Here is a 25,879-nt window from a genome sequence, read left to right on the forward strand (position 1 = left end):
GCGCCGATCGGGCCGGCGTCACATGGCGAGTCGTCACATGGTGAGGACCATGCGGTAGCGCGCGCGTCCCTCGTCCATCGCCGCGTACGCCTCGGCGGCCTCGGCCAGCGGCCGCTCCTCGATCATCGCCCGCACGCCGGACTGCACTGCGAAGTGCATGGTCTCCTCGACGTCGCGGGCGGTGCCCGACGGATGGCCGGTGACGCTGAGTCCCGGGGTGATCAGCTGCATCGGGCTGATCGGTAGCGGGTCGGCGGTGACGCCGACGATGACCAGCTCACCCTGCGGGGCGAGTCCGCTGACGGTGTCGGCCATGGCCTTCGAGTTCGCCGCCGTGGCGAGCACCACCGCGGCCCCGCCCAGCTTCTGCAGCGCCTCGCCGACGTCACCGGCGGTGGAGTCGACGTAGTGGTGCGCGCCGAGGGCCTTGGCGTCGTCCGCCTTGCCCGCGCCGCGGGCGATCGCGACGGTCTCGAAGCCCATCGCCCTGGCCCACTGCACACCGAGGTGGCCGAGCCCGCCGATGCCGAGCACCGCCACCAGGTCCCCGGCGACGGCCCGGGTCTGCCGCAGCGCGTTGAAGGTGGTCACCCCGGCGCAGCCCATCGGTGCGGCCTCCGCGAACGACAGCTCGTCGGGGATGCGGGCGAGCGCGGTCGCGGGGACGGTGATCGACTCTGCATAGCCACCGGGATAGCTCAGGCTGGGAATCTGGCCCCGCTCGCACTGCATGAAGAAGCCCTTGCGACAGGGAACGCAGCGGTTGCAGTTGCCGCCGAACCAGCCGACCGCCACCCGGTCGCCCACCTCGAAGCCCTCGACGCCGTCGCCCACTTCGGCGATCGTGCCCGCCACCTCGTGACCCGGGGTGAGCGGCCACGTCATGCCGGGGAAGGCGCCGTTGACGAAGGCGTGGTCGGTGCCGCAGACGCCGCACGCGGCGACGTCGATGCGGACGTGGTCGCGCCCGGGGGCGGCGGTCTCGACGTCGACGAGGGTCAGCTTCTCGCCGACGGCGGCCAGTTGGACGGCGGAATGGGTAGCCATGAATACAACCCTAGCTATGCGAATAGCTAGATGGATTCCCGTTAGCAGGAAGTTCACCGGCCCGGGCCGCGCGGCTGAATTTCGGGACGCCGCGGCCGCGCCGGTATCTTGGGGTGCCATGACCACCCCGACCACCCATCTGGCGCTGATGCCCGAATTCCTGGATCCGATGACCCTGCTCGGATACTTCGGCACCTGGGCGCTCGTCGGACTGCTGGTGGTGATCTTCGTCGAGTCCGGGGTGCTGTTCCCGATCCTGCCGGGCGACTCACTGCTCTTCGTCGCAGGCATGCTGGCCGCAGGCACCGCCGCCGCGGCCGAACAGGGCAAAGAGGTGCCCGACTTCCAGCTCTGGCAGCTGCTGGTGTTCATCCCGATCGCGGCCATCCTGGGTGGTCAGGTCGGCTACTGGATCGGCCGCAACCTCGGCACCGCGATGTTCAAACCGGACGCGCGCTTCCTGAAGCAGCGCTACCTCGACGAGGCGCACCTGTTCTTCGAGCAGCGCGGACCGTTCGCGATCGTGATGGCCCGGTTCGTGCCCATCGTGCGGACGCTCGCCCCGCTGACCGCGGGCGCCGCCCGGATGAGCTATCCGGTGTTCGCGCTGTACAACATCCTCGGTGCGGTGGTGTGGGGCGTCGGCCTGACGCTGCTCGGCTTCTGGCTCGGCCAGTTCGAGATCATCCAGAAGCTGCTGGAGCCGATCTTCATCGCGATCGTGCTGGCGTCGGTGCTGCCGATGCTGATCGAGTTCATCAAGCGGCGCCGCGCGGCCCGCCGCGCCGGCATCCCGGCCCCGCCGATCGAGCCGGCCGCCGACTAGGTCGATCGGTCAGCAGGTGAGCAGCACCTTGACCGCCCGGCGTTCGTCCATGGCCCGGTACCCGTCGGCGGCCTGGTCGAGGGGCAGCGACAGGTCGAACACCCTGCCTGGATCGATTGTCCGATCCCAGATCAGCTGGATCAGCTCCGGGAGGAACCGGCGCACCGGTGCCGGGCCGCCGTGCAGATGCACCGCGGAGAAGAACAGCTCATCGGCGGGCAGTGTGACACCGTCGTGGGCGACCCCGACGTAGCCGACGTGTGCGCCGGGCCGGGCGGACCGGATCGCTTGCAACATCGACTCCTGGGTGCCGACGGCCTCGATGACGCTGTGGGCGCCGAGCCCGTCGGTGAGTTGCCTGACCCTGGCGACTCCTTCGTCGCCACGTCCTTCGACGATGTCGGTGGCACCGTAGAAGCGCGCCAGTTCCTGCCGTTGGGGGTGTCGCGACATGGCGATGATGCGCTCGGCGCCGAGCTGCCTGGCGGCCAGCACGCCCATCAGGCCCACCGCGCCGTCACCGACGACGGCCACCGTCTTGCCGGGCCCCGCCTCGGCGGCCACGGCGGCGAACCAACCGGTGCCGAGCACATCGGAGGCCGCCAACAGCGAGGGGATCAGTTCGGGGTCGGGGTGGCCGGGCGTGGCGACCAGGGTGCCGTCGGCAAGGGGGATGCGGGCGCGTTCGGCCTGGGTGCCGATCGCCGCGCCCATGAGTACGGCGTGCACGCAGCGACTCTGATATCCGGCGCGGCAGATCTCGCAGGTGTTGTCGGACGCGAAGAAGGACCCGACGACGAAGTCTCCGACGTCGAGGGTCCTCACCGCGCTGCCGATCTCCTCGACGACGCCGACGTACTCATGTCCCATGACCTGATGGTCGGCGGATTCGACGCCGCGATACGGCCACAGATCCGAGCCGCAGATGCAGGTTGCGGCGACCCGGATGATCGCGTCGGTCGCCTCGATGATCTCCGGGTCGTCCCGGTTTTCGACCCGTACATCGCCGGGGGTGTGCATCACTACGCCACGCATGGCGATCCCTTCCTCTCGTGAACTGTCGTCGATGGCCGGTCGGTCATCCGCGGTACTGCTCGTCGGTGACGTGTTCCATCCAGTCGACGGGACGCCCGTCGACGGTGGCCTGGACGGCGATGTGGGTCATCTCGGTGTCCTGCTGGGCGCCGTGCCAGTGCTTGACGCCGGGCTCGGTCCAGATCACGTCGCCGGAGTTGATCGGTTGCCTGGGACCGCCCCACTGCTGCACCCAACCGGTGCCCGAGGTGACGATGAGCGTCTGCCCGCCGGGATGGGTGTGCCAGGCCGTTCGGGCGCACGGGCTGAAGGTCACCTCGGCCGCGCCGAATGTGCGGGCGTCGTTCGGGTCGAACAGCGGCTTGACCCCGACCTGACCGGTGAAGTTCTCGTCGGGCCCTGCTGCGGTCGGCCGCTCCTGATCGGTTGAGATCTGGATGCCGTCGTCGGCGCCGGCGGGCCCTGCCTTCGCCAGGGTCAACGAGGTGGCCGCGGCCAGCAGGGCAGTCATCGCCAGGATCGGCTTCATCTGTGTCGTCCTCTCGGGTGTCCTCATGCAGGGGAAAGATTTGTCCGGAAGAAGGTGGTCAGCGTGTCGAAGGGAATGAGGTCGACCCGGTCGTACAGGTCGACGTGCCCGGCCCCGGGAACGAGCACGAACTGCTTGGGTTCGGCGGCGAGCCGATAGGCGTCCTCGCTGAACTCGCGCGAATGGGCCTGGTCACCGGAGATGAACAGCATCGGCCGGGGTGAGATGGTCTCGATGTCGGAGAACGGGTAGAAGTTCATGAACTTGACGTTGCTGGTGAGCGTGGGATGGGTGCTGGTGTCGGGGCTGTGTCCGCGTGCGGTGCGGTAGAAGTCGTAGAACTCGCGGTCGATCGGCGACGACGCTGCGGACAGCTCCTCAGGTGTGCCGCCGGTGAATTCTGTCGGGGCACCGGCGAATTCGGCGTCGCGCTGCTGTGCGGCTTGCGTGAGGACCTGCCTGCGCTGTTCGAGGCTGACGGCGTTGCGCAGCCCGTCGCGGTTGGCGGCGCCCATGTCGTACATGCTGACCGTGGCGACGGCCTTGATGCGAGGATCGATCTTCGCCGCGCTGATGACGAAGCTGCCGCTGCCGCAGATGCCCAGAGCGCCGATGCGTTCGCGGTCGACGAATGGTTTGGTGCGCAGGTAATCGACGGCCGCGCTGAAGTCTTCGGCGTAGATGTCCGGCGACACGGCATTGCGTGGCAGGCCGTCACTTTCACCCCAGAACGACAGATCCAACGACATCGTGACGAATCCCTGTTCCGCCATCTTGGTGGCGTACAGGTTGGCGCTCTGCTCCTTGACCGCTCCCATCGGGTGACCGACGACCATCGCGGCAGCACTCGCGTCCGGCGCCATGTTCTTGGGCACGAACAGATTTCCCACCACGTTCATCTGATACTGATTCTTGAACGTGACCTTCTGGACCGTCACCTGGTCGCTGCTGTAGAAGTTGTCCGCGCCTCGGCCGATGTCACCGGGGGGCAGATCCGGCGTCGCGGCCGCGGGCACCGGGGGTGCCGGTGCGCCGCCCGGCTGGGAGGCCGTGCAACCGGCAGCGGCCAGAATCGCCACCACCGATGCGGCAACGGTCAGTCCGCGGCGGCCGAAGCCCCTGTGGTTCTGCGCTTCACGGTCCTGATTGACATCCATCGTCATGTCCACTCCTATCGTTGGAATTCGAATTGCCTGTCCGGCAGTGACTTCGGTGTTCGGCGGAGGCCGCGACCATGTCCGGCTCGGCGGTGGGCGACGGCAAGGATCGTCAGCGGCATCAGTGCCGAACCGGTGATCAGCGCACCGAGGACGGCGGGTCCGGTCAGCCCCAGCGGTGTCGAGAGCATGGCGCCCGCGAGTGCGGATCCGGCCGCCGTGCCCATGTTGAACGCGGCAGTGGCCAGCGACGAGGCCAGGGTCGAACCACCGCCGGCGTGACGGAGGACCTGCGCGATCAACACCGGGTTGGCGCCGAGTCCGAACGCGCCCAGCAGCACCACGAGAACCACCGCGATCGTCGTGTGGCCGGCTGAGGCCGCAAGAGTCAGCATCGCCGCTGCCGATGACGTCGTCGCCAGGGCGATGACGGCCAGCGGATGACGGTCTCCGAAGCGACCCCCGACGGCGGTACCGACCAGTGCGCCGATCCCCAACCCCGCCAGCACGACGGGGACGAGCGCCTCCGGGATACCGGAGCGACCGGTCAACAACGGGCTGATGAAACTGTAGGTGCCCAGGAAACCGGCCTGGGCCAACACGATCGCCGCCAGCACCGCCCACACCCGCCAGGGCCGGATCGCCTCGACCTCACCCCGGACGGACAGCTCGGCGGATCGGTCGCCGTTCGTGGCGGGTGCCAGTCGCTGCACCGCGACAGCCACGATCACCGACAGCCCGGCCAGCAGCCAGAACGGACCCCGCCACCCCGTGAGCAGGCCGGCGAAGGTGCCCAGGGGCACACCTGCCACCACGGCCAGGCTCAAGCCGCCCGACATCACTGCCAGCGCTCGCGCACCGGCTGCGGGACCGGCCGCCGCGGTGGCCACCACCGCTCCGACCGCCCAGAAGGTTCCGGTGGCCAGCGCGGTGATGACGCGCGCAACGGTCAGCACGGCGAAGGACTCGCTGACCGCCGCCACCGCATGCCCGACGGCGAACACCGTCAGTGCGCCGACCAGGGTGGCGCGCGCGGGCATCCGTAGCGTGGCCAACGCCATGACCGGCGGGCCGACGATCATGCCGACCGCGAACGCGGTGATGAGCAGTCCTGCCTGGGCGACGCTGACGCCGAGGTCGGCGGCCACCTCGGGAAGAACGCCGGCGAGCATGAACTCGGTTGTGCCCATGAGGAAGATTCCTGCTGCCAGGACGTACACCAACAGCGGCAATCGGGTGCTGCCGTCGCTGCGGGAGGGGTTCATGGCGGGTTCGACTCCTCGGTTTCCGGGGTGATGCTCGACTTCTTCCGATGACCACGAAACCCGTTCGCGAGGGCCGGTAACAGGTTCGGCTGTTCCATGTACTGACAGGGCACCCCTGACCGCGTCGTGACTGCCTACCCTGGGCTCATGGACAGCAGGAGCGACATCCGGGAGTTCTTCGTGACCCGGCGCGCCAGGATCTCCCCTGAGCGGGTCAACCTGCCGTCTTACGGCACCCGCCGCGTGCCCGGGCTGCGCCGCGAAGAAGTGGCCGCGCTGGCCGGGGTGAGCGTGGACTACTACAACCGCCTCGAACGGGGCAACCTCGCCGGGGTGTCGGAGACGGTGCTCGAGGCGATCGCCAACGCCCTGCAGCTGGATGAAGCCGAACGGCTGCATCTGCACCGCTTGGCCCGTGCCGCCAATTCCTCACCGCGCAGCAGGACGGCGAGCGTGAAACGACCACGCCTGAGCCCCAGCATTCAGCGGGTGCTCGACGGAATGACCGGGGTGGCCTCGATCGTGCGGAACGGCCGCATGGATCTGCTGGCCGCCAACATGCTGGGCCGGGCGCTCTACTCACCGGCCTACGACGCCGAACCCGAAGTCCCGAACCTCGCCCGTTTCGCATTCATGGATCCCGCGGCGCGCGATTTCTACCCCGACTGGGACGGCGCGGCCAACGTCGCGGTCGCTCTGCTCCGCACCGAAGCCGGCCGGACTCCCGGAAACGCCGCGCTGTCCGCCCTCGTCGGGGAGCTGTCGACCCAGTCGGACGAGTTCCGCCAACGCTGGGCGACGCACAACGTCCGCACCCACTACAGCGGCACCAAGACCTTCCGTCACCCCGCCGTCGGCGAGCTGGAGCTGGCCTATGACGTCATGGACATCCCTGGTGGCGCTGGCCTTTCGCTGACTGCATACACGGCCGAACCGGCATCGAAGTCCGCCGACAACCTCACGCTCCTGGCCAGCTGGGCGGCGACCGACAGCGGCGACTCCGATGTCCCGCCGAGGCTCCGGTCGACAACAGCCCGACCCGAGGGTGAGCCCCAGTAGGACCGTCGCCGGCAGCGCCTCATCCCTTGGTTGCGGCCCGTTCCGTGGCGAGACCGTCCTGGCTGGCCGCCCACGAAGCGAGCAGCTTGAGTCCGTCGGCGGTGGGTGTGTCCGCCGGCGCCGTGTAGATGTTGAGTTGAAGGCCGGGGTCGGCGGGCAGCTGCATCGCCTCGAAGTCCAGATCGAGCTGACCGACGACGGGATGGCGCAACCGCTTTCGGCCGGACCGGTGGAAGCGGACGTCCTGAGAAGCCCACTGCTTCCGGAAGAGCTCGCTGCGCGTCGACAACTCACCGACCAAGGCGATCAGGTCTTCGTCGTGCGGGTTCTGGCCCGCTTCGAGGCGAAGCATCGCGGCCGCATCGCGGGCGATCTTGTCGTAGTCGACGAAGAACTGCTCGGCAGCCTCGCAATTCAGGTACACGAACCGCGCGGTGTTCGCGGGGCGGCGCGGGTCGGCGAGCACCGGCGCGTAGAGCGCGCGGGCCAGTTGGTTCATCGCGAGCACGTCGTGGCGCCCGTTGCGGATCCAGGCGGGCGCGTCGCCGATGGCGTCGAGGACCTGCTGCAGGGCCGGCCGGACGGTCCCCGGTGTCCTGCGCTTGCGACGGCTGCTCCCGGTCCCGGACTGCCTGGCGAGCGCATAGAGGTGCTCACGCTCCGCCTCGTCGAGTTGCAGCGCGGATGCCAGCGCGTCCAGCACGCCCTCCGACGCGCCGGCCAGACTGCCGCGCTCCATGCGCACGTAGTAGTCGACCGACACCCCCGCCAGCATCGCGACCTCTTCGCGCCGCAGTCCCTTGACCCGACGGTTGCCGCCGTAGGCCGGGAGTCCCGCCTGCTCGGGGCTGATGCGCGCACGCCGCGAGCTGAGGAATTCACGGACTTCGCTGCGCAGGTCGATCGCGGTCATGGCTCCACGGTAGGCAGGCGCGGAGGCGGCTGGGAGGTACTGCCGGTACCCCGCTGATCAGGCACTCCCAGGTGTGGTCGGCGAGGTTTAGCGTCGATGACATGAGCATCCCCACCTTCACCCTCAACAACGGCCTCGAGATTCCCGTGCTGGGCTTCGGCGTCTTCCAGACCGCGCCGGACGAGACCATCGCCGCCGTCGAGACGGCGCTGCAGACCGGATACCGGCACATCGACACCGCCGCGGCGTACGGCAACGAGCGCGAGGTCGGCGAGGCGATTCGCCGGTCCGGGCTGGCCCGCGACGACATCTTCATCGAGACCAAGGTGTGGATCACCGACTTCGGCTTCGACGCCACACTGCACGCCTTCGACAAGGCCGTCGGCAAGCTGGGCGTCGAGCAGCTCGACCTGCTGATCCTGCACCAGGCGCTGCCGGGCGAGTTCGACCTGACCATCGGTGCGTACAAGGCGCTGGAGAAGCTCTACGCCGACGGCAAGGTCCGCGCGATCGGCGTCTCCAACTTCATGCCTCCCCACCTGGAGAAGCTGCTGGCCGAAACCGAGGTGGTGCCTGCGATCAACCAGATCGAGGTCCATCCCTACTTCCGGCAGTCGGAGCTGCTCGCGTTCGACGACGAACACGGCATCCTCAACCAGGCCTGGGCACCGATCGGCGGCATCACGTTCTACCGCGAGGGGCCGCACACCTCGACCCTCGACAACCCGGTCATCGGCGAGATCGCGGCTTCGCACTCGAAGACTCCGGCTCAGGTGATGTTGCGATGGCATCTGCAGCAGGGCCGCCAGGTGATCCCGAAGTCGGTGACGCCGTCACGGATCGCCGAGAACTTCGACGTCTTCGACTTCGACCTGAACGCCGAGCAGTTGGCCGCCATCGACGCGCTGGACACCGGTGTGCGCGGCGGCCCGGAGCCCGAGGCCGTCACCCGCGAGAACTACGGCGTCAAGATTCCGGAGGCCTGAGGCATGCACACCCGCACACTCGGCCAGGGACTTCGCGTTTCGGCGGTAGGGCTCGGCGCCATGGGGATGTCGCAGAGCTACGGGCCCAACCCCGGTGACCGCGACGACATGATCGGCGTACTGCGCTATGCGGTCGAAGAAGCCGGGGTGACGTTCTTCGACACGGCCGAGGTCTACGGGCCCTACGTCAACGAGGAACTCGTCGGCGAGGCGTTGGCGCCACTGCGCGACCGGGTGGTGATCGCCACCAAGTTCGGCTGGAACATCCAGGACGGCAAGATGGTCGGCACCGACTCGCGCCCCGAACAGATCAGGCGCGTCGCCGACGCGTCGCTGCGCCGCCTCCGGACAGACGTGATCGACCTGTTCTACCAGCATCGGGTCGACCCGAATGTGCCCATCGAGGACGTCGCAGGCACGGTCGCCGACCTGGTGCAGGCCGGAAAGGTGCGGCACTTCGGGCTGTCGGAGGCCGGGGCCGCCACCATCCGGCGCGCCCACGCCGTGCATCCCGTCACGGCCGTGCAGAGCGAATACTCGCTGTGGACCCGGGATCCCGAGCCAGACGTACTGCCCACATGCGCGGAACTGGGCATCGGGTTCGTCCCGTTCAGCCCGCTCGGCAAGGGGTTCCTCACCGGAACCATCTCGCAGACAACGGACTTCGCCACCGGTGACGTCAGGGCGACGATCCCGCGGTTCACCGCGGAGAACATTGCCGCGAATGAGGCGCTGGTGACCCAGGTGCGCACGCTCGCTGAGGCCAAGGGCGCCGCGCCGGGGCAGATCGCCCTGGCCTGGCTCCTCGCCCAGCAGCCGTGGATCGTGCCCATCCCCGGCACCCGCCGCCGTGGCCGCATCGACGAGAACGCCGGTGCCACAGAGATTGCGCTGTCGGCCGACGATGTCGCAGAGCTCGATGTCCTGGCCGCACGGGTCGGCGTGCAGGGCGACCGATACAACCCGGCCGGCATGGCGATGGTCGGCCTCTGAAACGTCGCGCGAACAACCAGATCAGCATGAGGAGACCAACGTGAAACACGCGAATCTGCGGGACCTCGACGTCTCGCGAATCGGCCTCGGAGCCATGGGCATGTCTTTCGGGTACACCGGAGCCGGCACCGACGACGCGGAGTCGATCCGCACCATTCATCGGGCTGTCGACCTCGGCGTCACGTTCATCGACACTGCGGAGATCTACGGCCCGTACATCAACGAGGAATTGGTCGGGCAGGCGCTCAAGGGTCGGCGCGACCAGGTGGTGGTGGCCACCAAGTTCGGCATGGTGTCGCATACCGGCGGCGGCCCAGGCACTTTGGACAGTAGCCCGGCCAACATCCGCACCGCCGTGGAGGGGTCCCTGCGCCGGCTGGGTACCGACTACATCGACCTGTACTACCAGCACCGCGTCGATCCCAACACCCCGATCGAGGACACCGTGGCCACGATGGCGGAATTGGTGACCGAAGGAAAGGTGCGGCACCTGGGCCTATCCGAGGCCGGGGTGGACAACATCCGCCGTGCCCATGCGGTGCATCCGATCACCGCTCTACAGTCCGAGTATTCGCTGTGGACGCGGGACCCCGAGCCCGCCATCCTTCCGGTACTGCGCGAACTGGGCATCGGCTTCGTGCCGTATTCGCCTCTCGGGCACGGTTTCCTGACCGGCGCCATCCGGTCGATGGACGACCTCGACGACCACGACTGGCGCAAGACCAGTCCCCGGTTCATGGGCGAGAACTTCGACCGCAACCTGCAGATCGCCGACGAGGTGCAGGCGATCGCCACAGAAGTGGGCGCCACACCTGCCCAGGTAGCCATCGCCTGGCTGCTGACCAAGGGCGACGATATCGCACCGATTCCGGGCACCAAGCGCGTGAGCCGGGTGGAGGAGAACGTCGCCGCCGACGCCGTCGAACTCACTGCCGCGCACCTCGAGAAGCTGAACGATCTCACTCCGCCCGCGGGCGATCACCACAACGAAGCGCAGATGGCGATGATCGACCGCTGAAGCGTCGCGCGAGCGTGAACGTGACGACGATGTGCGCCGAAACTCGTCGCCAAATTCACACTCGCGGGACAGCTTCACGCCTCTTCCCGCTCTCACTTTAAGGCAGGGGTGGGGGCTTGCCGCAAGGCCCGGTACGTGCTGCACAATCCTCCGGCCAGTAACGATCCATGGGGGTTGAGAGTGACGAACACGCCGAAACCGTTCGAGGTTCACCCGAGCGGCGCGTACTTGCACGGCACCAGGGCCGACCTGTCGGTGGGTGATCTCCTGGTGCCCGGGCGCGAATCGAACTACGAAGCGGGACGGATCATGAACCACGTCTACGTGACGCAGACACTCGACGCCGCGGTGTGGGGGGCCGAGATGGCCGCCGGCGAAGGCCGGGGCCGCATCTACATCGTGGAACCAGAAGGCGAATTGGAGGACGACCCGAACGTCACGGACAAGAAGCTGCCCGGCAATCCGACCCGCTCCTACCGCACCCGCGAGCCGGTGAAGATCGTCGGCGAACTGACGGACTGGGTGGGCCACTCAGCCGAGCAGTTGCAGTCCATGCGCGACGGCCTCGCCGATCTGAGGCGCAAGGGGCTCGACGTCATCTACGACTAGGGGGCTCACCCCAGCGGGAGCGCCTTGGCCAGTTCCCGCAGAGCCGGCCGCGGGTCGGCCATCGGGTTGTCCCCGAGCACCTGCACCACGACGTGGTCGGCGCCGGCGTCGAGGTGGGCGGTGACCGAGGCCGCCGCGTCGGCCACCGAACCCAGGCCGACGACGCCGCGCGCCAGCCGGTCCGAGCCGCCGCGCACCAGGTCGGATTCCTCGAAGCCCTGCCGCAGCCACGAGTTGCGGTAGTTCGGCAGCCCGCTGTACACGTCGAGATGCTGGTGCGCGCGCTGCAGCTGGTCCTCGTCGGTGCCACCGAAGGCGACGGCCTGCTCGGAGACGATCCACTTGTCCGGCCCGAGGATGTCGCGGGTGGTCTGGGTCTGCGCCGGGGTGACGAGATACGGGTGGGCGCCATCGGCGTGGGTGCCGGAGAGTTCGATCATCTTCGGGCCGAGCGCCGCGAGCAGCCGGGTGGGGCGGGGAGCGCCCGGCTCGATCATCTCGGACACCGCTGCCATCTTGTCGAGGTAGGTGCGCATCGTCGCCAACGGCTTCGAGTACGTACCGCCCATCCCGTGTTCGACGAGCGGCGCGTGGCTCACGCCGAGGCCCAGCACGAAGCGGTGGGGATACTGCGCGTTGAGGGTGCGACCGCCGGTCTCGGCGGCCGACGGCAGCCGGATGTGGATGTTCGCGATCCCGGTGCCCACCACCAGGCGGTCGGTCGCCGAGAGGAATGCCGCCGACTGGGTCAAACACTCCTTGCCGGTCACCTCGGGGATGAACAGCGAGCCGTAGCCGAGCGCCTCGATCTCGCGGGCGACGTCCTGGGCCTCGGTGATCGACCATGTCTCGCTGGCCCACCAGACACCGACGCGGGACGGAAAGGCGATCTCGGGCTTACCGGAATCAGTCACCCGCTCAACTTAACTCGACGGGTGTCGAGTCAGGTGATCGGGTGGGCGGCGAACCACTCCAGCAGCAGGTCCGACAGCTCGTCGGCCTTCTCCTCGGGAATCCAGTGCGAGACGCCGGGCATCACCTCGAAGCGGTAGTCCGCCGCGACGTACCGCTCGGTCTCGTAGGCGGCCTTGGGCAGCAGCGCCGCGTCGTTGTCGCTCCACACGTACATCGTCGGCACGGTGATCTTGCCGGCCGCCCGCCGCAGGTCGGTCAGCGGCATGGCCCGGTACCAGTTCAGGCCTGCAGTCATCGCGCCCGGCTCGAGCATCGCGCGGGTGTCGCGTTCGGCGGCCTGCCGGGTCTGACCGATGCGCTGCAGCGACTTCGTCGAGAATTCGCCGCCGTTGCGGGTGAGCAGGAACTCCGGCAGCCACGGCAACTGGAAGACGTACATGTACCAGGACGCCAGGCCCTGCTTGCTGGTCGGCATGGACTTGAGGAACGCCGCGGGGTGCGGCACCGACACCGGCGACACCGTCGCGAGCCGGTCGGGGTACTCCGACGCGACGCCCCAGGCGACGGCGGCGCCCCAGTCGTGGCCGACCACGTGCACCTTGTCGGCGCCGCTGGCGTCGATCAGCGCGCCGATGTCGGCGACGAGCTCGGTGGTCTTGTAGTCCCGCCGCCGCCGCGGGCGGGCGCCGGGCGAGTAGCCGCGCTGATTGGGCGCCAGACAGCGGAAACCCTGCGCGCTGAGCCGGGCGATGACGGCGTCCCAGCTGTCGTTGTGCTGCGGGAAGCCGTGCAGCAGCACCACCACCGGCCCGTCCGGCGGACCCACGTCCTTGACGTCGAACACCAGGTCGCCGCGCCGGTACTTTTCCATACCGTCAGTGTCGTCCCTGGCCGATCATGAAGGCAAGACGCCGGCCTCGTCGTGCTCGTGGTGGATGGGGCCGCCGGTGGCGCCGAGCGGCCTTCCGGTGCCGCCCCAGCGCCGCGCGATGATCTCGGCCGCGATCGACACCGCGGTCTCCTCGGGGGTCCGCGCGCCGAGATCGAGGCCGATCGGGCTGGCCAGCCTCATCAGCTCGGCGTCGGTGAGCCCGGCCGCCCGCAGCCGGTCGAGCCGGTCGGTGTGCGTGCGCCGCGACCCCATCGCGCCGATGTAGCCGATCTCCGGCAGCCGCAGCGCCACCTCGAGCAGCGGCACGTCGAACTTGGGGTCGTGGGTGAGCACGCAGATCACGGTGCGGCCGTCGACGGCGCCCGCCTCGGACTGCGCCGCCAGATAGCGGTTCGGCCACTCGACCACCACGTCGTCGGCGGTCGGGAAGCGCGCCGGGGTGGCGAACACCGCCCTGGCGTCGCACACCGTGACGCGGTAGCCGAGCAGCGACCCCTGCCGGGCCACCGCCGCGGCGAAGTCGATCGCCCCGAACACCAGCATGCGCGGCCGCGGCGCGTGGCCGGCGACGAACACCTCCATGCCGACGCCGCGCCGCTCGCCGTCGGGGCCGAAGGTCAGCACCTCGCTGCGGCCGGCATCCAGCAGGCCGCGGGCGTCGTCGGTGACCGCCGCGTCCGCCCGCGCCGAACCCAGTGTGCCGGTGACGGGAGTGCCCGCGTTGTCGGGACGCACCACCAGCCGCCGTCCCACCCAAGACGGGTCGGGATGGGTGACGACGGTCGCGGTCGCCACCGGGCGGTGGGCGTCGATGTCCTCGACCACCGCGTCGAAATCGGGGAACGTGCGCTGCGAGACGGCCTCGACGAACACGTCGAGGATGCCGCCGCACGTCAGCCCGACGGCGAAGGCGTCGTCGTCGCTGACGCCGTAGCGCTGCAGCCGCGGCGTGCCGTCGGCGACGACCTCACCGGCCAGCTCGTACACCGCCCCCTCGACGCAGCCGCCCGACACCGACCCGCTGACCGTGCCGTCCGGCGCGACCACCATCGACGCGCCGGGCGGGCGCGGCGCCGAGCGGAAGGTGCGGACCACCGTCGCCACCCCCGCGGTGCCGCCGTCGCGCCAGACCGCGAGCAGGTCGGCGAACACGTCCCTCACGCCGACCACGGTACTGGGCAGGTGCTCAGCGCGGGACCTCGGTCGCATCGCCCGGGAGGCCGGCCTCCAGCGCGCGGATCAGGCTGGCGGCGTCCCAGGGGCCCTTGTGCCGCTTGCCGTTGACGAAGAACGTCGGCGTGGAGTTGAGGTCCATCACCTCGGCGTCCTGCGCGTCGTCCTGCACCCGGTGCAGCACCTTCGACGCGTGCACCCGCACGTCCTGGTCGAAGCGCTCGATGTCGAGGCCGACGCCGACCGCGTAGCGGTAGATGTCGGACCACTCCAGGTCGTCCTGGTGGGCGAACAGCTCGCGGCCCATCTCCCAGAACTTGCCCTGCAGCGCGGCGCCCTCGACCGCGCGGGCGGCGTCGAAGGCCCGTGGATGGGCCCGCTCCAGCGGCAGGTGCCGCCACACGTAGATGAGCCGGTCGCCGAAGTGTGCCCGCACCTCGTCGATCGCCCCGGTGGCCCTGCTGCAGAACGGGCATTCGTAGTCGCCGTACTCGACGAGAGAGAGCGCCGCGTCCGGTCGTCCCTTGACGTGGTCCCGGTCGGGGTCGATCGGGCGGACCAGCTTCATCCCGACCGCCTCCGGAGGGCTGATCAGGTCGGTGATCCGGAAGAACGCCCAGCCCAGCACGAACGCCAGCACCGAGGCGATCAACACGCCGACCCGCGCCTCGTCCTGCTTCAGCGGATCGTCGATGGCGAGGTCGACGATGAACAGCGAGATGGTGAACCCGATGCCGGAGAGCAGCGCGCCGCCTGCGACCCGGCGCAGCGACATCCCCGGCGAGAGCTGGCCGAGGCCGGTGGCCCGCATCAGGGCGGTGGCCGCGGTGATGCCGACGAACTTGCCGAGCACCAGGCCCGCGACGATGCCCCACGTCAGGGTCGAGCCCAGCGCGGCCATGACGGTCGGCTCGTCCAATCGGACGCCCGCGTTGGCCAGCGCGAAGATCGGCAGCACCAGGAACGAGACGTACGGGCCGACGGCGGTCTGCAGGCGCTCGTTGATCGAGATCGACTCGCGCAGGCCGCGGGTGACCGCGCGGGCGTACTCGGGGTTGGGTGACTGGCGGAACGCGCGGATCAGGTCGACGGTCTGTTCCACCTGGCGCCGTTCGGGCGTGAACACGGGGATCAGCAGCGCGACGGCGACCCCGGCGAGGGTCGGATGCACATGGGCGATGTACAGCGCGATCCACAGCGCGAAGCCCAGCGCCGCGTATGCCGGACCGCGCAGCCTGGGCAGGAACCGCACCCCGGCAAGGGCGCCGATCAGGACGATGGCGACGATCAGCGGGGTCACCCGCAGGTCGTCGGTGTAGAACAGGGCGATCGCCCCGAGCGCGCCGACGTCGTCGACCACCGCCAGGGTCAGCAGGAAGATGCGCAGCCGCGCCGGGAATTTCGGCTTGATCACCGCCAGCGCGCCGACCAGGAAGGCGGTGTCGGTGGAGATCACCACACCCCAGGCCTGGGCGTCGTCGCCGGAGGGGTTGAACGCCAGGAAGATCACGGCGGGCAGGATCAGCCCCGCGACGGCGGCGACCACCGGCACCGCGGCACGCGACCGGTCGGTCAGCTCGCCGATCGCGAACTCGGCCTTGACCTCGAGCCCGACGATGAAGAAGAAGAACGCCATCAGGCCGTCGTTGACGAGGTGCTTGACCGACATCTCGGTGTGGTATTCGCCGAAGCTCAACCCGATGTCGGTGTCCCAGAACACCGAATACGTCTCGGCCCACGGCGAATTCGCCCACCCGATGGCCAGCAGGGTGAACAGCAGCAGCAGCGCGGCGGCGGTGTTCTCGGTGGACCGCGGTGTGCTGGGGTCCCGGCTGAACCGGGTCGGCAGCAGGCGGACGATCCGGGGAAAGGCCGTCGTCACGTCGTGGCGGCCTGCGATTCGGCGACGGTGTGCGCGGCCTCCATCAACATCCATCCCGACAGCTGCACCGAGAGGTCGCGCTCGGGTATCTCGGAGGCGTTGACGGCGCCCTCGACGAACTCCGCCTCCTTGCCTGCGAGCGTCGGCACCTCGGCGGTGCGCTCCCAGAACGCACCGAACAGTGGGAGGCCGTCGACGGTCTGCCGGTTGTCCCAGGCGGCCTGCGCGGAGGTCAGCACCAGGTCGCGGGCGGTGTCACGGGCGGCGGCATCCTCCGCGGTGCGCTGCGGCAGGTCGGTGGCGACCAGGGCCAGGTAGCGCGCGAGGATGCCGTGGAACAGGCCACCGTCGCCGCCGCCCGCTCCCTTGAGCACCCCGTCGGGCGCCATGTGCTCGCGGACGGCCGCGACGAGCCGGTGCACCCGGGGCGCGTGGTCGTCGTCCTGGGTGCGTGCGGCGAGCTCCACCTCGAGCCCGAGTACGACGCCCTGGCAGTAGGTGTACTGGGCACGCACCAGGGAGCCGGCCTTGATGCCGTCGAAGACGAGGTGGCTCTCGGGGTCGATGAGCACCTCGTCGATCCAGTCCGCCATCTGCTGGGCGCGCCGCAGCCGGTCGTCGTAGCGCGCGAGGAAGATCCCGGCCGGGCCGTTGGCCGGTGCGTTGAAGAACTGGTCCTGCTTGCGCCACGGGATGCCGCCGCCGTCTTCGGGCACCCACGCGTTGACCAGCTGATCGGCGAGCTTCTTGAGCGCCCGCGGCTTCTCCACCCCGGCCAGCCGGCAGGCCCGCTCCAGGGACAGGGCCAGCCACGCCATGTCGTCGTAGTATTCGTTGACCCAGGAGCCGTTGTTGCGCAGCCGATGTGACCGGACCTGGCGGGCGATCCGGCTCTGCCGCTCCGGTTGCGGGTCGCGCACCTGCGCGTCGACGAGGCAGTCCAGCAGGTGCGCCTGCCACCAGTAGTGCCAGGTGCCGAACCACGAGTGGCGCCGCGCCGACGGCCAGGCCACCACGCCGAGCTGGGTGCCGGGCAGGCCCCACAGCCGTTTGAGATGGCGCTTGGTGATCGCGGCTTCGGCGCTGGCCGCGCGATTGGCCCACAGCTGATCCATGGCCTTGATCCTGCCTCACCGGGCGGCATGCGGGAGGGTCGCTGGGCGGAAAGCCATGAGACACTTTTGTCTCATCAGGGTTATAGTCGTCTCATGGCCGTCGATCGCGAACACCTGCTGCGGGCGGCCGCGGACTTCCTCGGACGCCGGCCCAACGCCACCCAGGACGAGATCGCCGCGGCCGTCGGCGTCAGCCGCGCCACATTGCACCGGCACTTCGCCGGCAAGCCGGCGCTGCTCGCCGCGCTCGACGACCTCGCGATCGCCGAGATGCGCGGCGCCCTGAACAGCGCGCGCCTGCAGGAGGATTCGGCGACCGAAGCGCTACGCAGGCTGGTGGCCGCGTGCGAGCCGGTGTCGCCCTACCTCGCGCTGCTGTACAGCCAGAGCCAGGACGTCGACATGGACGCCTCGCTCGAGGGCTGGGCCGAGGTCGACGCTGAGATGACGAGGCTGTTCGAGCGCGGCCAGCGCGCCGGGGAGTTCCGTCCCGATCTCACCGCCGCGTGGCTGACCGAGGCCCTCTACAGCCTGGTCGCCGGATACGGCTGGGCCAGCCAGGTGGGCCGGGTGCCGGCCCGCGACTTCAACCGGATGATCACCGAACTGCTGTTGAACGGAGTACAGACACCATGAGCCGCCGCTGGTTCGCCCTGGGCATCCTGACCCTGGCGGTGCTGCTGATCGGCATCGACGGCACGGTGCTGGCGCTGGCCACCCCCTTCATCAGCCGAGACCTCGGCGCCACCGCCACCGAGATCCTCTGGATCGGTGACATCTACTCCTTCGTCCTGGCCAGCCTCCTCATCACGATGGGCAGCCTCGGCGACCGGATCGGCCAGCGGAAGCTGCTGCTGTTCGGTGCGATCGGATTCGGCGCCGTCTCGGCATTGACCGCCTACGCGCCGACCGCCGAACTGCTGATCGCGGGCCGCGCGCTGCAGGGTGTGGCCGGGGCGACGCTCGCACCTGCCACGCTGGCGCTCATCCGGAGCATCTTCGCCGATTCCCGCGAACGGTCGCTGGCCGTCGGCATCTGGGCGGCGACGTTCTCCGCGGGCGCAGCGCTCGGCCCGGTGCTGGGCGGTGTGCTGCTCGAGCACTTCTGGTGGGGCTCGGTGTTCCTGATCAACGTGCCGGTGATGGTCGTGCTGGTGGCCGGTGGCCTGCTACTGCTCCCCGAGCACCGCAATCCGCACCCGGGTCCGTGGGACCTGCCGTCGGTCGCGCTGTCGATGGCGGGCATCCTCGCCGTCGTCTACGCCGTCAAAGAGACCGCGGCACACGGCTTCCGCGTCGACGGTGCCGTCGCGGCGGTGGTCGGCGCCGCGGCGCTGGCCTGGTTCGTCCGGCGCCAGCTGCGGCTGCCCAGCCCGCTGATCGACGTACGGCTGTTCGCCAACCGCGCCTTCTCCGGTGTGGTCGGCGCGAATCTGCTCTCCGTGCTCGGCCTTTCGGGCCTGGTGTTCTTCCTCTCGCAGTTCTTCCAGCTGGTGAAGGGGTACGGCCCGCTGCAGGCCGGGCTGGCGGAGGTGCCTGCCGCGCTGGCGGCCACGGTGTTCGGCGTGCTGGCCGGCGTCGCGGTGCGCTACCTCAGCCAACGGGCGGTGCTCACCGCGGGCCTGACGATGGTCGGGCTGGCGATGGCGACGCTGACGCTGATCCGCCCCGACACGCCGTATCCGCAGCTGGGCGTGACGTTGTTCATCGTCGGCGTCGGACTCGGGCTGGCCTTCACCGTCGCCAGCGACGTCATCCTGGCCAGCGTGCCCAAGGAGCGAGCGGGCGCGGCGGCCGCGGTGTCCGAGACCGCCTACGAACTCGGCATGGCCCTTGGCATCGCCGTGCTCGGATCGATCGTCACCGGTGTCTACCGCGGCTTCACCGTGCCGCCCGGCACTCCGGCGGAAGCGGCCGCGCACGCCCAGGACTCGCTGGCCGCCGCGGTCCAGGTCTCCGAAGGACTCCCCGCCGACCAGGGTGATGCGCTGCGCACCGCCGCGCAGGAGGCCTTCACCTCCGGGCTGGCCTTCGCCTCCGGCGCAGGAGCGGTGCTGATGCTGGTGTCGGCGCTGGGCGTGTGGCTGCTGCTGCGCAGCGCACCGCTACCAGGCCAGGCCGAGGTCGGCGTGCTGGACGACCCAGGCGTGCATGGCGATGCCGGCGGCCACGGCGGCGTTGACGCTGCGGGTCGAACCGAACTGTGCAATCGAAACCGTTGACGTCGCACCGGCTTTCGCGTCCTCGGTGATACCGGGTCCTTCCTGCCCGAAGATCAGCAGGCAGTGCCGGGGCAGGGTCGTCTGCTCGAGGCGGGTCGCGCCTGGGACGTTGTCCACCGCGACGACGGTCAGGCCGGCGTCCGCCGCGAACGCCAGCAGTTCGGCGGTGCTGTCGTGGTGGCACAGCCGCTGGTAGCGGTCGGTCACCATGGCGCCGCGGCGATTCCAGCGCCGGCGGCCGACGATGTGCACGGTGTCGACGGCGAACGCGTTGGCGGTGCGCACCACCGCGCCGATGTTGGCGTCGTTGCCGAAGTTCTCGATCGCGATGTGCAGCGGATGGCGACGCCGGTCGATGTCGGCGACGATCGCCTCCCGCGTCCAGTACCGGTAGGCGTCGACGACGTTGCGGGTGTCCCCGTCGCGCAACAGGTCCGGATCGAAGCGCGGGTCGGAGGGCGCAGGCCCCGGCCACGGTCCGACCCCCGGCGTCGCGTGCCACTCGGTGGGACCCGGCGCGTCCTGGTCAGTCACGGGTGGTCCACAGGGCGGCGTGGGTACCGACCACCGAGACCGTGGCGTAGAGCAGCGCGGCGTTCATGTCGCCCTGCGTACACAGCGACGCGTTGAGCGCGACGGCGTCCCGTGAGGTGTCGGGTAGCACCAGCACCGAGGACCCGTAGGTGGAGCACGCATAGCTCAGCCCCGGCGGCGGGAGTGTCGGCCCGACGACCACCATCAGCGGGCCGCCGCGCCGGACGGCGTCGTCGCCGTAGCGGGTCGAAGCGCCGGTGATCTCCAGTCCCATCAGCATGTAGCCGTCGCCGGTGAACGCGTCGGGCGCGCCGATGGCGGTCGGGGCGATCTGCATACCCTCGGCGTCGAAGGCGTCGACGCTGGTGGTCTTGAGGCTCAGACCGGTGTCCGTGCCGGGGGTGGCCACCATCCCGACCGGGAATGCGGCGGGATAGGCGACGGTGGTGCCCGGAACCCGGTCCTTCGGCGAATAGACATAGACGCCCCGCACCTGGCTCTGGTCGCGCATCGGGCCGAGACAGACAGTGCCGCTGAGCCGGTCGGGCGTCGGCGCCGCCGCGGGCCGGATGTCCAGCGTCTCGGCGTCCCGGCATCCGCCGACCGCGTTGGCCTCGATGGGGTGATACAGCGCGCCGTAGAGGCCGAAGCGCAGGCTGTCCGCGGGGGCGGCATCGTCGGCGTTGCGGGCCGCGTCCACATCGACCAGCACGAGGTCGCCGTCGAACCGCAGGTTCGCCACCGAGAGGTTCCAGCCCAGCACTGACTGCGACTCACCGATGGCGACAGCCGTTGCGCCGTAGTGGTTCTCGTCGGTGGCGGCGTCATCCGAGCAGCCGGACACCGCGGTGAGGACCACGGCCGCGACGGCCGCGATCAGCCTACGCACTGGTGTTCACGGTCGGCGTCAGGTCCTGCCACGGCCCTTGCCCACCACTTTGGTCATGGCGCGCACCAGGTTTCGCGGGACGACCCGGCCACCGGTGGTGAGGGCCTTGTACTGCACGCCGGGCACGATGACGACCTTGTCCTTGGCGACGCCGGCCAGGCAGTCCCGCACCACGTCGTCGACCTCGAGCCACAGGAACGACGGAGTGCCCGCCATCTCGATGCCCGCGCGGGCGTGGAACTCGGTGCGCACGAAGCCAGGACACAGTGCGTGCACGCCGACGCCGGTGCCGCCGAGCCCGTTGGCCAGTCCCTCGCTGAACGCGATCACCCAGGCCTTGGACGCGGAGTACGTCGACCCGCGGCCGGGCAGCAGCCCCGCGACGCTGGCGACGTTGATCACGGTGCCGCGCCCGTCGGCGAGCATGGGCGGTAGTGCTGCGTGCGTCAGCTGCATCACCGCGGTGACGTTGACGTCGAGCTGGGACTGCAGCAGCGCGAGGTCGGCGGTCCAGAACTCGCCCGCGGTGCCGAATCCGGCGTTGTTGACCAGCACCTGGACCCCGGCGGCGAGCCGGTCGGCGACCTTGGCACGGTCGCCGGCGACGGCGAGATCGGCGGGGATCACCTCGACGGTGGCGCCCGCCTCGGCTCGCAGTTCCGATGCGAGTTGCTCCAGACGGCCCGCGTCACGGGCGACGAGCACGAGGTCATAGCCGTCGACGGCGTAGCGGCGGGCGAACCCCGCACCCAGTCCGGACGTCTGTCCGGTGATCAGTGCGACGGGGCGGGCCATGCCGACAGGTTACTTGGCGGCGTGTGCCGCCCGACAACCGCGGAAGGTCAACGCTGGTAGTGCGGCGACTGCCTGGCGTTGCGGGCCTGCGGCGGACGGCGCGACGGCTCGGCACGCATCGGGGACGGACCGCCGGCGCGGCCGGCCGGGGGGCCTTCGGCGCGTGCGGCTTCGGGCCGCTGGGGGTAGCGGGTGACGTCGGCGCGGCCGGGCGCCGCGTCGGCACGGCCGGCGGCCACCTCGGCGCGGGGCGCGGGGGCCGGCTTGAGGGGACGGCTCGGCGAGCCGCTGCGCCTGGGTGCCGGCTGGCTGGCGGCGGGCTGCGGTACGGGCGGCAGCACACGCAGCAGGTCGTTGAACTGCCGCACGGTCCGCAGGCCCTCGTCCCACTGGGCGCGGGTGCTGGTGACCGGCATGCTGACCAGCGTCCAGTTCTGCTCGTTCCACATGATCTCGGCGCAGTCCGGCGCGGTGTGGGCGAACGTCACCATCCGGCGATCGCAGGCGCGCCGGGCGGCGTCGAGGTTGGTGGAGTAGACCATCCGCGGCCCGATCGCGCCGAGCAGCCAGATGTCGTTCTCGCGCGGTTCCTTGATGTCCTTGAGGCGCACGTCGACGACGACGTTCGTGCCGACCTTGCGGTGCAGCGCGATCACCGTCGCGACGTCCTCGAGGTCGAAGATGAAGACGGCCTCGCCGCGGATCTGGCCGAGCACCACGTTGCGGGCGTTGACGTCGCCGACGGTGGACATCACCCCGCGCTTCCAGCGCTTGAGGATGTCACCCGACTCGTGTTCGTAGTCGAAACCGTGCGATTTCGCCCAGGACTTCCGGCGGCGGCCGAGCCCGCGTCGACGGTCGATGTCGACGTACAACAGCACGGCCGCACCCACGAAGCAGAGCGCGGACAGCGTGAACCAGAGCGGGACCATTGGTCCTAGCCTACTTGCTGGTACCGCTTTCGCCCGAACTCAAGTTGGTCACAACCGCGTCTCAGCGACTGTCATGCGTCCCTCCAGTCACATCAGCATCGACCCCGAACGCGAAACTGCGGCCAGATCGCCCCCGAGCGGGGATTCGCGATCTGACCGCAGTCTCGGCGCATCAGCTCAGCCGAGCACGAGCCCGTCGCCGTCGGCGCTCACGTTGACCGGCACCACGTCTCCGTCGTGCACGTCGCCGGCGAGCAGCAGCTTCGCCAACTGGTCGCCGATGGCCTGCTGGATCAACCTGCGCAGCGGCCGGGCGCCGTAGAGCGGATCGAATCCGCGCTGGGCGAGCCACTTCTTCGCGGGCAGCGACACCTCGAGGGTGAGGCGGCGCTGCGCCAGCCGCTTGGCCAGCTGCTGCAACTGGATGTCGACGATCGAGACCAGCTCTTCGGGGTTGAGCCCGTCGAAGATGATGACGTCGTCCAGGCGGTTGATGAACTCCGGCTTGAAGGCCGAACGCACCGCCGCCATCACCATCTCCTCCGATCCACCGGCGCCCAGGTTGGACGTCAGGATCAGGATGGTGTTGCGGAAGTCGACCGTGCGGCCCTGGCCGTCGGTCAGCCTGCCCTCGTCGAGCACCTGCAGCAGCACGTCGAACACATCCGGGTGGGCCTTCTCGATCTCGTCGAACAGGATCACCGTGTACGGCCGCCGCCGCACCGCCTCGGTCAGCTGACCGCCCTGGTCGTAGCCGACGTAGCCGGGGGGCGCACCGACGAGGCGGGCCACCGAGTGCTTCTCGCCGTACTCGCTCATGTCGATGCGGACCATCGCGCGTTCGTCGTCGAACAGGAACTCCGCCAGCGCCTTGGCCAGCTCGGTCTTACCGACGCCGGTCGGTCCGAGGAACATGAACGAGCCCGTCGGCCGGTTGGGGTCGGCGACCCCGGCGCGGCTGCGGCGGACGGCGTCGGAGACGGCCTGCACGGCCTTCTTCTGGCCGACGACGCGCCTGCCCAGCTCGTCCTCCATGCGCAGCAGCTTGGCGGTCTCGCCCTCGAGCATGCGGCCGGCGGGGATCCCGGTCCACGCGGACACCACCTCGGCGATGTCGTCGGGGCCGACCTCCTCCTTGAGCATGACGTCCTCACGGGCCTCCGCCTGGGGAACCGCCGCGTCGAGCTTCTTCTCGACTTCAGGGATGCGGCCGTAGCGCAGCTCCGCGGCCTTGGCCAGGTCACCGTCGCGCTCGGCGCGCTCGGATTCCTGACGCAGCGCGTCCAGCTGCTCCTTGAGCTCGCGGACCGCGTCGATGGCGTGCTTCTCGTTCTGCCAGCGGGTGGTCAGCTCGGAGAGCTGTTCCTTCTTGTCGGCCAGTTCGGACCGCAGCTTCACCAGCCGGTCCTTGGAGGCGTCGTCCTCCTCCTTGGCCAGCGCCATCTCCTCGATCTCGAGGCGACGGACCAGCCGCTCGACCTCGTCGACCTCGACGGGCCGGGAGTCGATCTCCATCCGCAGCCGCGACGCGGCCTCGTCGACCAGGTCGATGGCCTTGTCCGGCAGGAACCGGGCGGTGATGTAGCGATCGGAGAGGGTGGCAGCGGAGACGAGAGCCGAGTCGGTGATACGCACGCCGTGGTGCACCTCGTAGCGCTCCTTGAGGCCACGCAGGATGCCGACGGTGTCCTCGACCGACGGCTCGCCGACGTAGACCTGCTGGAAGCGGCGCTCCAGCGCGGCGTCCTTCTCGATGTACTTGCGGTACTCGTCGAGCGTCGTGGCGCCGACCAGCCGCAGCTCGCCGCGGGCCAGCATCGGCTTGATCATGTTGCCCGCATCCATCGACGAATCGCCGGTTGAGCCGGCGCCGACGATGGTGTGCAGCTCGTCGATGAACGTGATGATCTGCCCGGCCGAGTTCTTGATGTCGTCGAGCACGGCCTTGAGCCGCTCCTCGAATTCACCGCGGTACTTCGAGCCGGCGACCATCGAGCCGAGGTCGAGCGAGACGACGGTCTTGTCGCGCAGGCTCTCCGGCACGTCGCCGGCGATGATGCGCTGGGCCAGGCCCTCGACGATCGCGGTCTTGCCGACGCCCGGCTCGCCGATCAGCACCGGGTTGTTCTTGGTGCGACGGCTCAGCACCTGCACGACGCGACGGATCTCGGTGTCGCGACCGATGACGGGGTCGAGCTTGCCTTCCCGCGCGCGGGCGGTGAGGTCGGTGGAGTACTTCTCCAGCGCCTGGTAGGTGCCCTCGGGGTCGGGGCTGGTGACCCGGGCGCTGCCGCGGACCTTGGTGAACGCCTCGCGCAGGGCCTGCGGTGATGCGCCCGCGCCGGTCAGCAGCTTGGCGACGTCCGAGTCGCCGGTGGCCAGGCCGACCAGCAGGTGCTCGGTGGAGACGTATTCGTCGTCCATCTCGGTGGCCAGCTGCTGGGCGGCGGTGATCGCGGCCAGCGACTCGCGGCTCAGCTGGGGCTGGCTGTTGGCGCCGCTGGCGCGGGGCAGCCGGTCGACGAGCCGCTGCGCCTCGGCGCGGATCGTCGCGGGTTCGACGCCGACGGCCTCGAGCAGCGGGGCGGCGATGCCGTCGTTCTGCGTGAGCAGCGACATCAGCAGATGCGCGGGTGCGATCTGCGGGTTTCCTGCGGCGGTGGCCGCCTGCAGGGCCGACGTCAGCGCGGCCTGCGTCTTGGTCGTCGGGTTGAACGAATCCACCACAACCTCCGATTCAGTCTCTATGAGGTGGTCAAAATGCTTGTCGGCATGTTCAACGTCGTCAAGGTTGAGTCTGTTCCGCTCAAGTCCAGAAACTTTCCGGCTGGGAATCAGCAGGCGGGCCGCGTCCGTGTCTCACGGCCGAAGTAGTCGGGGATTTTGGACCGTGCCCGGATCAGGCCGATCAGCTCTCCGTCTCCGCCGACCACCTCGCAGGCGATGTCACCCAGCCTGGGCTTCGCCTGGAACCGCAGGACCGGTTGCCCGAGCGGGAAGCCCTGCGATGCAACAACATCGATGACCGGCCCCCTTCGTCGCAGCAGTGTCGACGCACGTCCGATCGTACTGTCGGTTCCCGATCGAAATCGG

At 69.6% G+C, this 25,879-nt stretch carries 24 protein-coding genes; 8 read left to right on the forward strand and 16 right to left on the reverse strand.

The annotated features are described in order from the left end of the window. Window positions 1-33 precede the first annotated feature (33 nt). Window positions 34-1,047, reverse strand: coding sequence for an alcohol dehydrogenase catalytic domain-containing protein (locus AB0K11_RS13055; RefSeq protein ID WP_364977030.1), 1,014 nt, complete (start codon window positions 1,045-1,047; stop codon window positions 34-36). A gap of 118 nt (window positions 1,048-1,165) precedes the next feature. On the opposite strand from AB0K11_RS13055, the gene AB0K11_RS13060 reads away from it, so the two are divergent. Beyond that, on the forward strand, window positions 1,166-1,873 hold the full coding sequence (locus AB0K11_RS13060) for a VTT domain-containing protein (RefSeq protein WP_364977032.1): 708 nt from the start codon (window positions 1,166-1,168) through the stop codon (window positions 1,871-1,873). Between the two features lie 9 nt (window positions 1,874-1,882). Here the strand turns inward: AB0K11_RS13060 and AB0K11_RS13065 are convergent, their stop codons facing one another. Genes AB0K11_RS13065 through AB0K11_RS13080 form a run of 4 tightly spaced genes read right to left on the reverse strand, consistent with a single transcriptional unit; the run spans window position 1,883 to window position 5,859 of the window. After that, window positions 1,883-2,908, reverse strand: a complete 1,026-nt coding sequence (locus tag AB0K11_RS13065; protein ID WP_364977034.1) for a zinc-dependent alcohol dehydrogenase family protein — start codon at window positions 2,906-2,908, stop codon at window positions 1,883-1,885. 43 nt (window positions 2,909-2,951) lie between these two features. Beyond that, complete coding sequence (locus AB0K11_RS13070) at window positions 2,952-3,437, reverse strand: cupin domain-containing protein (RefSeq protein ID WP_364977036.1); 486 nt, start codon at window positions 3,435-3,437, stop codon at window positions 2,952-2,954. A gap of 23 nt (window positions 3,438-3,460) precedes the next feature. Further along, complete coding sequence (locus tag AB0K11_RS13075) at window positions 3,461-4,600, reverse strand: alpha/beta hydrolase (protein ID WP_364977038.1); 1,140 nt, start codon at window positions 4,598-4,600, stop codon at window positions 3,461-3,463. An 8-nt stretch (window positions 4,601-4,608) separates the two neighbouring features. Beyond that, entirely contained in the window at window positions 4,609-5,859 is a 1,251-nt protein-coding gene (locus tag AB0K11_RS13080; protein WP_364977040.1) for an MFS transporter, read from the reverse strand. A gap of 147 nt (window positions 5,860-6,006) precedes the next feature. Here AB0K11_RS13080 and AB0K11_RS13085 point away from each other — a divergent pair, with 147 nt between their 5' ends. Continuing rightward, entirely contained in the window at window positions 6,007-6,918 is a 912-nt protein-coding gene (locus tag AB0K11_RS13085) for a helix-turn-helix transcriptional regulator (RefSeq protein WP_364977042.1), read from the forward strand. Window positions 6,919-6,937: 19 nt separating this feature from the next. Here the strand turns inward: AB0K11_RS13085 and AB0K11_RS13090 are convergent, their stop codons facing one another. Beyond that, window positions 6,938-7,831 (reverse strand): helix-turn-helix transcriptional regulator, encoded by an 894-nt coding sequence (locus AB0K11_RS13090; protein WP_364977044.1) that lies wholly within the window; start codon window positions 7,829-7,831, stop codon window positions 6,938-6,940. A gap of 101 nt (window positions 7,832-7,932) precedes the next feature. On the opposite strand from AB0K11_RS13090, the gene AB0K11_RS13095 reads away from it, so the two are divergent. From AB0K11_RS13095 to arr, 4 genes are all read left to right on the forward strand, one after another. Beyond that, window positions 7,933-8,817 (forward strand): aldo/keto reductase, encoded by an 885-nt coding sequence (locus tag AB0K11_RS13095; protein ID WP_364977046.1) that lies wholly within the window; start codon window positions 7,933-7,935, stop codon window positions 8,815-8,817. A 3-nt stretch (window positions 8,818-8,820) separates the two neighbouring features. Next, on the forward strand, window positions 8,821-9,810 hold the full coding sequence (locus AB0K11_RS13100) for an aldo/keto reductase (protein ID WP_364977048.1): 990 nt from the start codon (window positions 8,821-8,823) through the stop codon (window positions 9,808-9,810). A gap of 40 nt (window positions 9,811-9,850) precedes the next feature. Further along, window positions 9,851-10,828 (forward strand): aldo/keto reductase, encoded by a 978-nt coding sequence (locus AB0K11_RS13105; protein WP_364977051.1) that lies wholly within the window; start codon window positions 9,851-9,853, stop codon window positions 10,826-10,828. A gap of 180 nt (window positions 10,829-11,008) precedes the next feature. After that, window positions 11,009-11,437, forward strand: a complete 429-nt coding sequence (gene arr, locus AB0K11_RS13110; RefSeq protein WP_364977053.1) for an NAD(+)--rifampin ADP-ribosyltransferase — start codon at window positions 11,009-11,011, stop codon at window positions 11,435-11,437. Between the two features lie 5 nt (window positions 11,438-11,442). Here arr and AB0K11_RS13115 read toward each other — a convergent pair whose 3' ends face one another. From AB0K11_RS13115 to AB0K11_RS13135, 5 genes are read right to left on the reverse strand one after another with little or no spacing between them, the layout of a single operon-like run. Further along, a complete protein-coding gene (locus AB0K11_RS13115; RefSeq protein WP_364977055.1) occupies window positions 11,443-12,351 on the reverse strand; it encodes an LLM class F420-dependent oxidoreductase in 909 nt (302 codons plus the stop codon). Between the two features lie 29 nt (window positions 12,352-12,380). Beyond that, window positions 12,381-13,223, reverse strand: a complete 843-nt coding sequence (locus AB0K11_RS13120) for an alpha/beta fold hydrolase (protein ID WP_364977057.1) — start codon at window positions 13,221-13,223, stop codon at window positions 12,381-12,383. 24 nt (window positions 13,224-13,247) lie between these two features. Continuing rightward, window positions 13,248-14,405, reverse strand: coding sequence for an XdhC/CoxI family protein (locus tag AB0K11_RS13125; RefSeq protein WP_364977059.1), 1,158 nt, complete (start codon window positions 14,403-14,405; stop codon window positions 13,248-13,250). A gap of 25 nt (window positions 14,406-14,430) precedes the next feature. Next, window positions 14,431-16,353, reverse strand: coding sequence for a Na+/H+ antiporter NhaA (gene nhaA, locus AB0K11_RS13130; RefSeq protein WP_364977061.1), 1,923 nt, complete (start codon window positions 16,351-16,353; stop codon window positions 14,431-14,433). After that, entirely contained in the window at window positions 16,296-17,414 is a 1,119-nt protein-coding gene (locus AB0K11_RS13135; RefSeq protein ID WP_364977063.1) for a glycoside hydrolase family 76 protein, read from the reverse strand. The genes nhaA and AB0K11_RS13135 overlap by 58 nt, the downstream gene beginning before the upstream one ends. A 93-nt stretch (window positions 17,415-17,507) precedes the next feature. Here AB0K11_RS13135 and AB0K11_RS13140 point away from each other — a divergent pair, with 93 nt between their 5' ends. Together AB0K11_RS13140 and AB0K11_RS13145 are read left to right on the forward strand one after the other, a co-directional pair. Continuing rightward, window positions 17,508-18,050, forward strand: coding sequence for a TetR/AcrR family transcriptional regulator (locus tag AB0K11_RS13140; protein ID WP_364977065.1), 543 nt, complete (start codon window positions 17,508-17,510; stop codon window positions 18,048-18,050). After that, on the forward strand, window positions 18,047-19,636 hold the full coding sequence (locus tag AB0K11_RS13145) for an MFS transporter (RefSeq protein ID WP_364977067.1): 1,590 nt from the start codon (window positions 18,047-18,049) through the stop codon (window positions 19,634-19,636). Before AB0K11_RS13140 ends, AB0K11_RS13145 begins: the two co-directional genes overlap by 4 nt. Here the strand turns inward: AB0K11_RS13145 and AB0K11_RS13150 are convergent. From AB0K11_RS13150 to clpB, 5 genes are all read right to left on the reverse strand, one after another. Beyond that, the gene (locus AB0K11_RS13150) at window positions 19,520-20,170 is read right to left on the reverse strand and encodes an RNA methyltransferase (RefSeq protein WP_364977069.1); all 651 of its coding nucleotides are present in this window, start codon (window positions 20,168-20,170) and stop codon (window positions 19,520-19,522) included. The two genes, AB0K11_RS13145 and AB0K11_RS13150, sit on opposite strands and share 117 nt — an antisense overlap. Further along, window positions 20,163-21,059, reverse strand: a complete 897-nt coding sequence (locus tag AB0K11_RS13155; RefSeq protein ID WP_364977071.1) for a hypothetical protein — start codon at window positions 21,057-21,059, stop codon at window positions 20,163-20,165. The genes AB0K11_RS13150 and AB0K11_RS13155 overlap by 8 nt, the downstream gene beginning before the upstream one ends. A gap of 18 nt (window positions 21,060-21,077) precedes the next feature. Next, complete coding sequence (locus AB0K11_RS13160; protein ID WP_364977073.1) at window positions 21,078-21,854, reverse strand: SDR family oxidoreductase; 777 nt, start codon at window positions 21,852-21,854, stop codon at window positions 21,078-21,080. Window positions 21,855-21,901: 47 nt separating this feature from the next. Next, a complete protein-coding gene (gene ttfA, locus AB0K11_RS13165) occupies window positions 21,902-22,786 on the reverse strand; it encodes a trehalose monomycolate transport factor TtfA (RefSeq protein WP_364977075.1) in 885 nt (294 codons plus the stop codon). Between the two features lie 177 nt (window positions 22,787-22,963). After that, window positions 22,964-25,510: an ATP-dependent chaperone ClpB gene (gene clpB, locus AB0K11_RS13170; protein WP_364977077.1), complete on the reverse strand. Its 2,547-nt coding sequence runs from the start codon at window positions 25,508-25,510 to the stop codon at window positions 22,964-22,966. Between the last annotated feature and the right edge of the window lie 369 nt (window positions 25,511-25,879).

This window comes from Mycobacterium sp. NPDC050551 (assembly GCF_040674075.1).
GTDB lineage: Bacteria > Actinomycetota > Actinomycetes > Mycobacteriales > Mycobacteriaceae > Mycobacterium.